This window comes from Pseudomonas sp. LFS074 (genome assembly GCF_047978165.1).
In the GTDB taxonomy this organism is placed as follows: domain Bacteria; phylum Pseudomonadota; class Gammaproteobacteria; order Pseudomonadales; family Pseudomonadaceae; genus Aquipseudomonas; species Aquipseudomonas putida_P.
This window is the reverse complement of the sequence record NZ_JBFPFV010000003.1, coordinates 501800-514010: the sequence shown is the minus strand read 5'-3', so window position 1 is coordinate 514010 and position 12211 is coordinate 501800. Positions and strand designations below refer to the sequence as shown.

Here is a 12211-nt window from a genome sequence, read left to right as displayed (position 1 = left end):
TGGGATCAGTGCTGCCCGCTGCTGTGCGCGATACCGGCTTTACTGACGGCTCGCCTGCTGGCAAGCCGCCCGGACCAGAGGGGAAATGGCGTAATGGCAACGGTAGACCGCTGGCTGCTGCCAGATGGCATCGAGGAAGTACTGCCACCTGAGGCTGCGCGCATCGAGATCGCGCGTCGCCAGGTGTTGGACCTGTTCCAGAGTTGGGGCTACGAACTGGTCGTCACCCCGCATATCGAGTACCTGGAGTCGCTGCTCACCGGCGCCGGCCAGGACCTGGATCAGCGCACCTTCAAGGTAGTGGACCCGCAGTCCGGCCGCCTGATGGGCTTCCGCGCCGACTTCACTCCGCAGGTGGCGCGTATCGACGCCCATACCCTGCGCCGTGAAGGCCCGAGCCGCCTGTGCTATGCCGGCAGCGTGCTGCACGCTCAGCCGCGTGCACTGTCCACCTCGCGCAGCCCGATCCAGTTGGGCGCTGAACTGTATGGCGATGCCAGCCCGACCAGCGACGTCGAAGTCATCAGCCTGATGCTTGCCACGCTGCAACTGACCGATGTGCCGGACGTGCACATGGACCTGGGCCACGTCGGTATCTACCGCGGCCTGGCCCGTGCTGCCGGCCTGTCCGGCGCGGTCGAGCAGCAGCTGTTCGACGCCCTGCAGCGCAAGGCCGTCGATGAAGTGCAGGCGCTGACCGCTGACCTGCCGAAGGATCTGGGCAACATGCTGCGCGCACTGGTCGAGCTGTGCGGTGGCCGTGAAGTGCTGGCCGACGCCCGCGTGCGCCTGGGCCGTGCCCCGGCCAGCGTGCTGGCGGCGCTGGACGACCTGCTGGCGATCGCTGATCGCCTGGCGTCGCGCTACCCCGACCTGCCGCTGTACTTCGACCTCGGCGAACTGCGCGGTTACAACTATCACACTGGCGTGGTGTTCGCCGTGTTCGTGCCGGGCGAGGGTCAATCGATCGCCCAGGGCGGGCGCTACGACGACATCGGCGCCGACTTTGGCCGGGCACGCCCGGCCACCGGTTTCTCCACGGATTTGAAGACCCTGGTCACACTGGGGCGAGCGGAGGTCGTATTGCCTACGGGCGGCATCTGGATGCCGGACAGTGGCGACGCGGCCCTCTGGCAGCAAGTCTGCCAGTTGCGCAACGAGGGCCAGCGTGTGGTCCAGGCTTTGCCTGGCCAGCCGTTGAGTGCTGCTCTCGAGGCGGATTGTGATCGGCAATTGATTCAGCAAGACGGGCGCTGGCAGGTTCTGCCGCTGGCCCAGTGAGTTTCTGCGTCGGCAACAGGCCGGCAACCAAGTTTGCGTGAATGAGGACCAATGTAATGGGTAAGAATGTCGTCGTCCTGGGCACCCAGTGGGGTGATGAGGGCAAAGGCAAGATCGTCGATCTGCTGACCGAACATGCTGCCGCCGTAGTGCGCTACCAAGGTGGCCACAACGCGGGCCACACCCTGGTGATCAACGGTGAGAAGACCGTTCTGCACCTGATTCCGTCCGGCATCCTGCGTGAAGGCGTACAGTGCCTGATCGGCAACGGCGTGGTCGTTGCCCCGGACGCACTGATGCGTGAAATCACCAAGCTGGAAGAGAAGGGCGTACCGGTGCGCGAGCGCCTGCGCATCTCCCCGGCTGCGCCGCTGATCCTGTCGTACCACGTGGCCCTGGACCAGGCCCGTGAAAAAGCCCGTGGCGAAGCCAAGATCGGCACCACCGGCCGTGGCATCGGCCCAGCCTACGAAGACAAGGTCGCGCGCCGCGGCCTGCGCGTGGGTGACCTGTTCCACCGCGAGCGTTTCGCTGCCAAGCTGGGTGAACTGCTGGACTACCACAACTTCCAGCTGGTGAACTACTACAAAGAGCCGGCCATCGACTTCCAGCAAACCCTGGATGAGTGCATGGCCTACGCCGAACAGCTCAAGCCGATGATGCTCGATGTCACCGCCGAGCTGCACAACCTGCGTCGCGCCGGCAAGGACATCATGTTCGAAGGCGCCCAGGGCTCGCTGCTGGACATCGACCACGGTACCTACCCGTATGTCACCAGCTCCAACACCACTGCTGGCGGTATCTCCACCGGTTCCGGCGTTGGTCCTATGTACCTGGACTACATCCTGGGTATCACCAAGGCCTACACCACTCGCGTAGGTTCCGGTCCGTTCCCGACCGAGCTGTTCGACGAGACCGGCGCTACCCTGGCCAAGCGTGGCCACGAGTTCGGTTCCACCACTGGCCGTGCCCGTCGTTGCGGCTGGTTCGATGCCGTGATCCTGCGTCGCGCCATCGACGTCAACAGCATCTCGGGCATCTGCCTGACCAAGCTGGACGTACTGGACGGCCTGGAAACCATCAACATCTGCGTGGGCTACAAGAACGAGAACGGTGCGGTCATCGACGCGCCTTCCGACGCCGACAGCTACATTGGCCTGGAGCCGGTGTACGAAGAGATGCCAGGCTGGAGCGAGTCGACCCTGGGCGTGAAAACCCTGGAAGAGCTGCCGCAAGCTGCGCGTGACTACATCAAGCGCATCGAAGCGCTGGTCGGCGCACCGATCGACATCATTTCGACCGGCCCGGACCGCAACGAGACCATCGTGCTGCGTCACCCGTTCGCCTGATCTGCCCTCCAGGCTGATCTGACGCCGTGGCCCTGAAAGGGGCTGCGGCGTTTTCATTTGTGGGGCAGGTAACCGCCTTGCTGAACCTTGGCGTTTATCCCTGCTGCCTCCGGCACAACCCTTGCTGTAAGAAGTTTCTGTAGATGCCATCAAAATAGTGGCGCCAGAAAACACGAGGGTTACACCGTGTCTGCCATCCTCTCACTGTTACGAAGCCGCCTCTTGCGGCCTGTGTTTGTTGCCCTTGGTATCGCTCTTTTGGTGCAGGTGCTGGTGGCCGTTGCGCTTACCCGAAGCACAGTCACTGCTCTGGAGGCCGACCTTGGCGAGCGCCTGGGCAATGACAGCCGCCAGCTCGCCAGCGACCTGGAGCAAGCTGGGCAAGATGTGCGCACGGGGCTCGACGGCCTGTCCAGCAGCACCCGTCAGCGCCTGAGTGCAGGGTTGTCGGAACGCCTGCAAAGCGAACAGCAGCAACTGCGCAACACCCTGGAAAAGAACCTCAAGGACTCCGCCAACGACATGGCCGAGCTACTGGCTTCGGTTGCGCCTAGGGCGATCTGGGACAACGATGTGCCGGTACTCTCCGACTTCGCCCGGCGCGCCCAGCGCAACCCTAACGTGCTGTTCGTGGTGTACGACGACGCCCAGGGCCAGCACCTGACCCGCTACCTCAACCGGCAAAACCCGATCAATCAGGCGCTGATGGAAAAGGGCCAGGGCGAACGTGCGCTGGACAAGGTGATCGACGCCGCCCGGCGCGACCAGGCGGTGTACTTTGTCGAAGCCTCGATCAACCCCAATGGCGCAGAAATCGGCAAGGTGGTGATGGGGGTTTCCACGGCCGGTATCGATCAGGAGCTCAAAGCCCTGGATCAACGCTTTGCGGCACTGATCGCCAGTGGTGAACAGCTGGTTGGTGACAGCCTGGTCGGCGCTGCTGCCGACAGTGGCAAGACCCTGCGCGAACGCCTGGAGAAAGCCCAAGGCAGCGCGGCCGCAATGCAGGCCAATACCGCGCAGACCGTGCGCGAAGCCGCCGCCGAGCTGCGCTGGCGCATCGGTCTGGGCCTGGTGCTGGTTGGCCTGGGCGTACTGTTGGTGGTGGCTTTAGTGCTGGGTCGTCGAGTGTTGAGCAAGCTGCGTTTGTTAATTGGCGCCTTGGACGATCTGGCGGCCGGTGAAGGTGACCTGACCAAGCGTGTGCCGCTCGACAGCCGCGATGAAATTGGCGACATGGCCTCGGCGGTGAACCGCTTTGTCGACAAGCTGCAACCGATCGTGCGCGAGGCGGGTGAAGTGGCGCAGCGCACCGGCGTGGAAATTGGTGCAATGGCCCAGCGCAATGCGGGTGCCGATGCCGCTGCTGCGCTGCAGCGCGATGAAGTGGCGGCTAGCCTGCGTGACCTGTCGAGCATGGCCGATGAGGCTCAGGCCGAAAGCCATGCGATGCAGGCGGCCTTGCAGCAGGTGGTGGATATCCGCCAGGCCACTGACGAGAACAGTCGCACCTCGACCCAGCTCGCCGGCTTGATCGAGAACCTGGCCGGGCAAGTGAATACCGGCTCCCAGGTGATCGAGCGGCTGGCCAAGCAGAGTGAGCAGATCGAAGTGGTGCTGACAGTGATCCATGGCATCGCCGAGCAGACCAATCTGTTGGCCTTGAATGCTGCCATCGAGGCGGCCCGAGCTGGTGAAACCGGGCGCGGTTTTGCCGTGGTAGCCGACGAAGTGCGGGCGCTGGCGAGCAAGACGCAAAGCTCCACCGGGGATATCCAGGCGCATATTGCCGCGTTGCAGAAGGGCGCCAAGGAAGCAGTGGCGACTATCAGCCAGGCCGGGCTCAAGGCCAGCGAAGGGTTGCTGGTGCTGCGTGACAACGAACGCCGGCAACAGTCGGTGCAGGCGGCGGTCGAGCAGGTGCATGCGGCCATTGGCCTTGCTACCCGCGCTGCTGAGCAGCAGGCGAATGGCGCGCAGGCGGTGCGTGGCCGGGTGGAAACCATCCATGCCCAGGCTGAGCGCTCGGCTGAGGTGGTGATGCAGACCACGGCCAGCAGCAAGGTGCTGGATGACTTGGCGGCGCAATTGCGGGCAAGCCTGGGACAATTCAGGGCATAAGGTGAGCGTTGTGGGAGCGGCACACAGGGCCGTTACTCCGTGGGCGGCATTGCTATGATGGCGGCGACACGTGACAAAAGGAGTTGTTCATGTCCGCCCAACTGGTCGCCGCTCCGGCGGAGCTGGATTTTCTTCATAGCGATGGCATAAACGTCACTGCGCCAATGACTGCCATCAAGGCCTATTACGCCATGACCTCGGACGTGCCGGGCTGGTTGGCTGCAGCCTTCCGCCTGCGCGACTTCATCTCGCGCCGGTTCAACGTCGCTGCTATCCACGGCTTCTCGTCACTTAACCCCGAGCGGGCTCCGGTAGTGGGTGGGCTTCTGGATTTCTTCACCGTTGAGGCGATCAGCGACCAGCAACTGGTCCTGACTTCACGTGACACGCACTTGGCGGTCATGGTGAGCATGGACCTGGATGAAGCAGAGCAAGGCCGGCAGCGCCTTAGCGTCACCACCTCGGTGCAGTGCTTCAATCGTTTCGGTCGCTACTACATGCTGCCTGTCGGCATGGCTCACGGGCCAATCGTGCGGCGCATGCTGCGCAATATCGCGTGATGGCTGGGGTGCCCTCATCGCTGCCTTGCAGGTGATGAGGGCTACACGACTCATGCCTTGTTCAGGTACATCCGCGTGGTCAGCAGATAAACCGGCAGCCCCGACACCACAATCAGCAATGCCGCATAAGGCGCCGCTGCGGCGAATTCGACGTTGGCGGTGTGTGCCCATACCTCGGTCGCCAGGGTGGTCATCCCGGTCGGGCTCAGTAGCAGGGTAGCGGTCAGCTCTTTCATGGCATCCAGGAACACCAGCGCAAACGCTGCCGCCATGGCTGGGAAGATGATTGGCAAGGTCACCCGGCAGAACGCCGCGAAGCTGTTGGCACCCAGCGTGCGCGCGGCTTCCTCCAGCGTCGGCGAGGCCTTGTTCAGCGCGGTGCGCACTGGCGACTGGGCCAATGGCAAGAAGAGCAGCGCATAAGCCAGCAGCAGCAATGCCGTGGTCTGGTACAGCGCCGGCACGTAGTGCAGGGCGAAGAACACCAAGGTCAGGGCAATCACTAGGCCGGGGAGGGCGTGCAACAGGTACGGCAGGCGCTCGGCCCAGATCGCCAGGCGACCTTTGTAACGTACCACCAGGAAGCTGATCGGCAGGGCCAGCAACACACAGAAACCTGCACCGCCAAGTGACACCGACAGCGAAGTGAACAGCGCCTTGGAAATGGCTGCCACCGGGAACGCTGCCGATGAACCGACGCTAAGCCAGTAGCCGAGCATGGCCAGCGGAATACCGCTGCCCAGCACTGCCAGGCCAATGCAGAACAGCTGCGCCAGCACCGCCCAGCCCCGCAGCCGCACGGGTTGCGCGCGCCGCGCTACGCCTTGGCCGATGCGCACATGGCGGGCTTTGCCGCGTACGCGCAGTTCCAACCAAAGCATCACCAGGCACATCGCCAGCAGCACAGCAGACAGCATGGCCGCGTTGGCATTGCTGAACTCCAGTTCGAACTGCTGGTAGATGGCCGTGGTGAACGTCTGCAGGCCTAGGATCGACAGCGCGCCAAACTCCACCAGCATATGCAGGGCAATCAGTAGCGCACCACCGAGCATCGACGGCCACAGCAGCGGCAGGGTGACCTTGCTGAACACGCCCCAGCGGCTGCAGCCCAGGGTGCGCGCCGATTCCTCAAGCGAGGTGTCGAGGTTGCGCAGGGTCGCGGCAACAGGCAGGAACACCAGCGGGTACTTGGACAGGGCCATGACCATGATCGCCCCGCCAAGGCCTTCGAAGTTCGAGCTCAGCGACACCCAGGTGAAGCTGCTGACGAACGATGGCACGGCGAACGGCAGGCACAACACCACGCCCCACAGCCGACGGCCGGCCAGGTTGCTGCGCTCCAGCAACCAGGCCAGCGCCAGGCCGACCACCATGCAGGTCAGTGTCACCCCGACCATCAGCATCAGGGTGTTGCGCATCAGCCCCCAGACAAAGGGCCGCCACAGCAGGTGCAAGGCTTCGCGCCAGCCTGCTTCCCAGGCTTTGATGGCGACGTAAGCCAGTGGCAGCAAGCTCATCGCCACCAGGAACAGCACAGGCAGCACCACCCAGATGGACGGGCGCTTGCGGCGCGGAACGAAGCGTACCGGCGCCGGTTCGGACAGGGCGGCAGTCATCAGAGCAGACCGACCTCGCGCTCGAGCTCGATGGCTTCTTCGGCATTACCCAGGTCGGCTGGCGAGATGTTCGGCGGGCGCAGCTCGTTGAACGGCTTCAGGCCACGGTCCGAAACCATGCCCTTGTGCAGCGGGTACTCGGCGGTAGTCTGGGTAATCACGCGTTGGCCCTCTTCGCTGGCCATCCAGTTGAGCAGAGCCTGGGCTTCTTTCGGGTGCTTGCTGGCCTTGACCACGGCCGCGCCAGAGATGGTGACCAGGTTGCCGGCATCGCCGTCGGCCAGGTAGTAGAGCTTGGTGTCCAGCTTGCCGCGCTCGCGTTCAAGCGCGTACCAGTAGTAATTGTTCACCAGGACCGCCGCCACTTCGCCTTTTTCCACGGCTTTGAGGGCGACCATGTTGTTGGTGTAGGTCTTGCCGAAAGCTTTCAGGCCGGTCAGCCATTCTTCGGTGGCTTCGCGGCCATGCATCTTCAGAATGGCCACGGCCTGCTCCTGGAACGCACCACTGGTGGGCACGTAGCCGACGCGGCCTTCCCACTCAGGGTTGGCGAAGTCCATCACCGTGGTTGGCAGGTCTTTTTCGTCGACCTTCTTCGGGTTGTACACCACGATGCGCGTACGGGCCGTGATACCCATCCAGGTACCGTTGGCGCCAACGTACTCCTTGGGCATCATGTTCGCGGTGGCGTCGTCGATCTTGGCCAGCAGGCCCAGTTCGCCCAGGTTGTTCAGGGGTGGGGACTCTTCGGTGTAGATGATGTCGGCCGGCGAACGGTCGCCTTCCTCGATGATCTGGCTGGCCAGCTGGTTGCTGCTGCCCTTGCGGATGTCGATATGAATACCGGTCTTGGCCTCGTAGGCCTTGGCGATGGCTTCGCCGATTTCCTTGTGCTGACCGTTGTACATGGTCAGGCTGACCGGTGCGTCTGCCATGGCGGCCGGAGCGCCGATGACCAGGCTCAGCACGGCGGCGGCCAAGGTGCGCATCAGCGGTTGCGGGCGGATCGTCATGCGGGTACTTCCTCGCTTACGGCTACATATTTGGAAACAATGGTAAACGAAATCGTTTCTCAAGTGGCCGGGTGACGAGAAATTCATGGTCAGACGATGGTGTAACCGTCGAAATGGGTTTGCACCAATGGCCGAAAGGGGAGGGATGCACAAAACGCAGGCAAGAAAAAACCCACTAGCAAGCTAGTGGGTTTTTGTATGGTGCCCAGGAGAAGACTCGAACTTCCACGACCTTGCGGTCACTGATACCTGAAACCAGCGCGTCTACCAATTCCGCCACCTGGGCAAAGCTTTACATCATCTGCAGAAGGCGACTATCGTTCGCTTTCACACAGTAGTAACAGATCCTTGGTCATCTGTTACTTGAAAATATTTGGTGCCCAGGAGAAGACTCGAACTTCCACGACCTTGCGGTCACTGATACCTGAAACCAGCGCGTCTACCAATTCCGCCACCTGGGCACACATTCGAGATTACAAGATGCTTTACAGCGCCGTTCATCTCTACTACAACTTCGGGGTTGTCCGTCGTTGTGGTGCGCACTATACGGACGCTCCCCAAGGCTGTAAAGCCCCCAATCAAAAAAAAATCAAAAAATTCAACTTGTTGATTCCACAGGCCTATTACGGCTGTCTATGCACTGCAGCGGGGGCTGTCCAAGGCAGACATTTCCGGTTTCAATACGCCTATGCCAGAATTCCTATCTATATACCCCAAGGTGAACCCCTTCTGATGGCCGATTGGCAATCCCTCGATCCCGAGGCCGCTCGCGAAGCGGAAAAATACGACAACCCCATTCCCAGCCGTGAGCTGATCCTGCAGCGCCTCGCCGACCGTGGCGAACCCGCTGCCCGCGAGGAGCTGGCGAAAGAGTTTGGTCTGTATGAGGAAGACCAGATCGAAGCCCTGCGCCGCCGCCTGCGTGCCATGGAGCGCGATGGCCAGCTTATCTATACCCGGCGCGGCACTTATGCCCCGGTGGACAAGCTGGACCTGATCTGCGGCCGTATCTCCGGCCACCGCGACGGTTTTGGTTTCCTCATCCCCGATGATGGCAGTGATGACCTGTTCCTTGGCCCGTCGCAGATGCGTCTGGCCTTCGATGGCGACCGCGCGTTGGCGCGGGTTTCCGGCACAGACCGCCGTGGGCGCCGTGAAGGGGTGATCGTCGAGGTCATTTCCCGCGCCCATGAGAGCGTGGTCGGTCGCTATTTCGAAGAAGGCGGCATTGGCTACGTGACGCCGGACAACCCGAAGATCCAGCAGGAAGTGCTGGTGACCGCCGGGCGTAACGGCGGTGCCAAGATCGGTCAGTTCGTCGAAATCAAGATCACCCACTGGCCAACCCCGCGCTTCCAGCCGCAAGGCGATGTGGTCGAGGTCATCGGCAACTACATGGCCCCAGGCATGGAAATCGACGTAGCCCTGCGCAGCTACGACATCCCGCACGTCTGGCCTGCTGATGTGGTCAAGGAAGCACGCAAGTTCCGCTCCGAAGTCGAGGAGAAGGATAAAGAGAAGCGCGTCGACCTGCGCCATCTGCCGTTCGTCACCATTGATGGTGAAGACGCCCGCGACTTCGACGATGCCGTTTATTGCGAGCCCCTGGGCAAGCTGCGCCTGTTCTCCGGTGGCTGGCGTCTGTACGTGGCCATTGCCGACGTTTCCAGCTACGTGCGCCTGGGCTCGGCCCTGGATGTCGAAGCCCAGCAGCGCGGCAACTCGGTGTACTTCCCCGAGCGTGTGGTGCCGATGCTCCCCGAAGAGCTGTCCAACGGCCTGTGCTCGCTGAACCCGCATGTCGACCGGTTGGCCATGGTTTGTGAAATGACCATGAACAAAGCCGGCCAGATGGTCGACTATCAGTTCTACGAAGGCGTGATCCACTCTCACGCCCGCCTGACCTACAACAAGGTCAGCAGCATGCTCGAGCACGCCCGTACCCGTGAGGGCAAAGCGCTGCGCGAAGAGTACAAGGAAGTCGTGCCGGACCTGAAGAACCTGTACAACCTGTACAAGGTGCTGGTGGATGCGCGTCATACGCGTGGTGCCATCGACTTCGAAACCCAGGAAACCCGCATCATCTTCGGTGACCAGCGCAAGATCGCGGAAATTCGCCCGACCGTACGCAATGATGCCCACAAGCTGATCGAGGAATGCATGCTGGCGGCCAACGTGGCCACCGCCGAGTTCCTGCAGAAGCATGGCGTGCCAGCCCTGTACCGCGTGCACGACGGCCCGCCGCCAGAGCGCCTGGAAAAGCTGCGCGCCTTCCTGGGTGAGCTGGGCCTGAGCCTGCACAAGGGCAAGGACCCGTCGCCGAAGGACTACCAGGCTCTGCTGGCGAGCATCGCCGGGCGCCCGGACTTCCACCTGATTCAGACCGTCATGCTGCGCTCGCTGAGCCAGGCGGTGTACAGCACCGAGAACAACGGCCACTTTGGCTTGAACTACGAGGCGTACACCCACTTTACCTCGCCGATCCGCCGTTACCCGGACCTGCTGGTGCACCGCGCCATCCGCAGCATCATCCGTTCCAAGGTAGATACCCCGCACGTCAAGCGTGCCGGTGCCATGAGCATCCCCAAGGCGCGTATCTACCCGTACGACGAAAACACCCTGGAGCAACTCGGCGAACAGTGCTCGATGACCGAGCGCCGGGCCGACGAGGCCACCCGTGACGTGGTCAACTGGCTCAAGTGCGAGTTCATGAAGGACCGTGTGGGCGAGACGTTCCCGGGTGTGATCACTGCGGTGACCGGTTTTGGCCTGTTCGTCGAGCTGACCGATATCTATGTGGAAGGCCTGGTGCACGTCAGTGCGCTGCCGGGCGACTATTACCACTTCGACCCGGTGCATCACCGCCTGTCCGGCGAGCGCACAGGGCGCAGCTTCCGCCTGGGCGACACCATCGAAGTCAAGGTCATGCGCGTCGATCTGGACGAGCGCAAGATCGACTTCGAAGTGTCGGACAAGACCCTCGCCGCACCGATCGGCCGCAAGCAGCGCGGCGCCGCACAGGCTACCGAAAAGGCCGAGCAGCCGCCGGTTGCCGAAGCGAAAGCCACGCCCAAGCCGCGCAGCCGCAAAAGCGAAGCGTCCGAAGCGTATTTCCCCAAGGATGCCGTGCAGCGCAATGCTGAAGTGCGTAAAAGCCGTGAGATGAAAAAAGCCCTGATGACCGACGCGCGCAGCAGCGCTGGCAGCAAGGCGGAAAAAGGTGGCAAACCGTCCGGCAAACCGACCAAGCACCGTAAAGGCCCGCCGAAGTCCGGCGCGCCACGCAAGAGCAAGAGCAAGTCATGAGTCAGCTGGAAAAGATCTACGGCGTGCACGCCGTGCAGGCATTGCTGCAGCACCATCCAAAGCGGGTCAAGCAGATCTGGCTGTCGGAAGGGCGCAGCGAGCCACGCCTCGAAACCTTGCTGGCGCTGGCCGCGGAGAACCGCGTGCCGGTCGGCCAGGCCGAGCGCCGTGAGTTGGATGCCTGGGTAGAGGGCGTGCATCAGGGCGTGGTCGCCGAGGTGAGCCCGAGCCAGGTATGGGGCGAGTTGATGCTCGAGGAGTTGCTCGAGCGCACTGAAACGCCGCCGCTGATCCTGGTGCTGGACGGTGTCACCGATCCGCACAACCTTGGCGCTTGCCTGCGCACGGCCGATGCGGCGGGTGCCACGGCAGTGATCGTGCCCAAGGACAAGTCTGCAACGCTGACGCCGGTTGTGCGCAAGGTGGCATGCGGTGCGGCGGAAGTGATCCCGCTGGTGGCCGTGACCAACCTGGCGCGTACCCTGGAAAAGCTGCAGCAGCGTGGCTTGTGGGTAGTGGGTACCGCTGGCGAGGCCGAGCAGGAGATCTACCAGCAGGACCTGACCGGCCCCCTGGTGATGATCATGGGCGCAGAAGGCAAGGGCATGCGCCGTCTCACCCGCGAGCATTGCGATTTTCTGGTGAAATTGCCGATGGCTGGCAGCGTCAGCAGCCTGAACGTGTCGGTTGCGACCGGGGTTTGCCTGTTCGAAGCGGTGCGTCAGCGTCAAGCCAAGCGCTGATCTTCAGCCAGTTCCACCGTCTTCGCGAGCGCGCCCGCTCCCACTGGTTCACTGTTGCCTTTGGCAATGCGGATTGCTTGTGGGGGCGGGCGCATTCTGAATATGTTTCAGGCTGTTCAAATATTCACCAATTGCCTTGCTTGTGCGCCCCGCCTTCTCTACAATTGCGCCCCTTGCCGAGCTGGCAGGCGCTTATGTGCCTCCCCTCCGTGCAAGACATAC

At 62.6% G+C, this 12211-nt stretch carries 8 protein-coding genes, 2 tRNA genes and 1 pseudogene; 7 read left to right on the top strand and 4 right to left on the bottom strand.

Features of this window, described 5'->3' with window-relative positions:
• Nucleotides 1–93: 93 nt before the first annotated feature.
• The 5 genes and pseudogenes from ACNQP3_RS26380 to ACNQP3_RS26360 all read left to right on the top strand — a co-directional run bounded on the left by ACNQP3_RS26380 (nucleotide 94) and on the right by ACNQP3_RS26360 (nucleotide 5311).
• Complete coding sequence (locus ACNQP3_RS26380) at nucleotides 94–1281, top strand: ATP phosphoribosyltransferase regulatory subunit (RefSeq protein WP_060494316.1); 1188 nt, start codon at nucleotides 94–96, stop codon at nucleotides 1279–1281.
• A 56-nt stretch (nucleotides 1282–1337) separates the two neighbouring features.
• The gene (locus ACNQP3_RS26375; protein WP_264316603.1) at nucleotides 1338–2630 is read left to right on the top strand and encodes an adenylosuccinate synthase; all 1293 of its coding nucleotides are present in this window, start codon (nucleotides 1338–1340) and stop codon (nucleotides 2628–2630) included.
• Between the two features lie 522 nt (nucleotides 2631–3152).
• Nucleotides 3153–3845 (top strand): annotated as a pseudogene (locus ACNQP3_RS26370) (methyl-accepting chemotaxis protein); the annotation flags it as partial.
• 21 nt (nucleotides 3846–3866) lie between these two features.
• A complete protein-coding gene (locus ACNQP3_RS26365; protein WP_370739372.1) occupies nucleotides 3867–4751 on the top strand; it encodes a methyl-accepting chemotaxis protein in 885 nt (294 codons plus the stop codon).
• Nucleotides 4752–4840: 89 nt separating this feature from the next.
• Nucleotides 4841–5311, top strand: a complete 471-nt coding sequence (locus tag ACNQP3_RS26360) for a DUF2867 domain-containing protein (protein WP_012274451.1) — start codon at nucleotides 4841–4843, stop codon at nucleotides 5309–5311.
• Between the two features lie 50 nt (nucleotides 5312–5361).
• Here the strand turns inward: ACNQP3_RS26360 and ACNQP3_RS26355 are convergent, their stop codons facing one another.
• The 4 genes from ACNQP3_RS26355 to ACNQP3_RS26340 form a co-directional block, all read right to left on the bottom strand.
• A complete protein-coding gene (locus ACNQP3_RS26355; protein WP_264316602.1) occupies nucleotides 5362–6927 on the bottom strand; it encodes an ABC transporter permease in 1566 nt (521 codons plus the stop codon).
• Nucleotides 6927–7940 carry an extracellular solute-binding protein gene (locus ACNQP3_RS26350; protein WP_012274449.1) on the bottom strand — a complete coding sequence of 338 codons (1014 nt, stop codon included), beginning with the start codon at nucleotides 7938–7940 and terminating at the stop codon, nucleotides 6927–6929. The genes ACNQP3_RS26355 and ACNQP3_RS26350 overlap by 1 nt, the downstream gene beginning before the upstream one ends.
• Before the next feature lie 199 nt (nucleotides 7941–8139).
• A tRNA-Leu gene (locus ACNQP3_RS26345) sits at nucleotides 8140–8226 on the bottom strand.
• Between the two features lie 88 nt (nucleotides 8227–8314).
• Nucleotides 8315–8401, bottom strand: a tRNA-Leu gene (locus ACNQP3_RS26340).
• 271 nt (nucleotides 8402–8672) lie between these two features.
• On the opposite strand from ACNQP3_RS26340, the gene rnr reads away from it, so the two are divergent.
• Both rnr and rlmB read left to right on the top strand, forming a co-directional pair.
• Nucleotides 8673–11246: a ribonuclease R gene (gene rnr, locus ACNQP3_RS26335; RefSeq protein WP_060494313.1), complete on the top strand. Its 2574-nt coding sequence runs from the start codon at nucleotides 8673–8675 to the stop codon at nucleotides 11244–11246.
• The gene (gene rlmB / locus ACNQP3_RS26330; protein ID WP_060494312.1) at nucleotides 11243–11989 is read left to right on the top strand and encodes a 23S rRNA (guanosine(2251)-2'-O)-methyltransferase RlmB; all 747 of its coding nucleotides are present in this window, start codon (nucleotides 11243–11245) and stop codon (nucleotides 11987–11989) included. The genes rnr and rlmB overlap by 4 nt, the downstream gene beginning before the upstream one ends.
• Nucleotides 11990–12211: the final 222 nt, after the last annotated feature.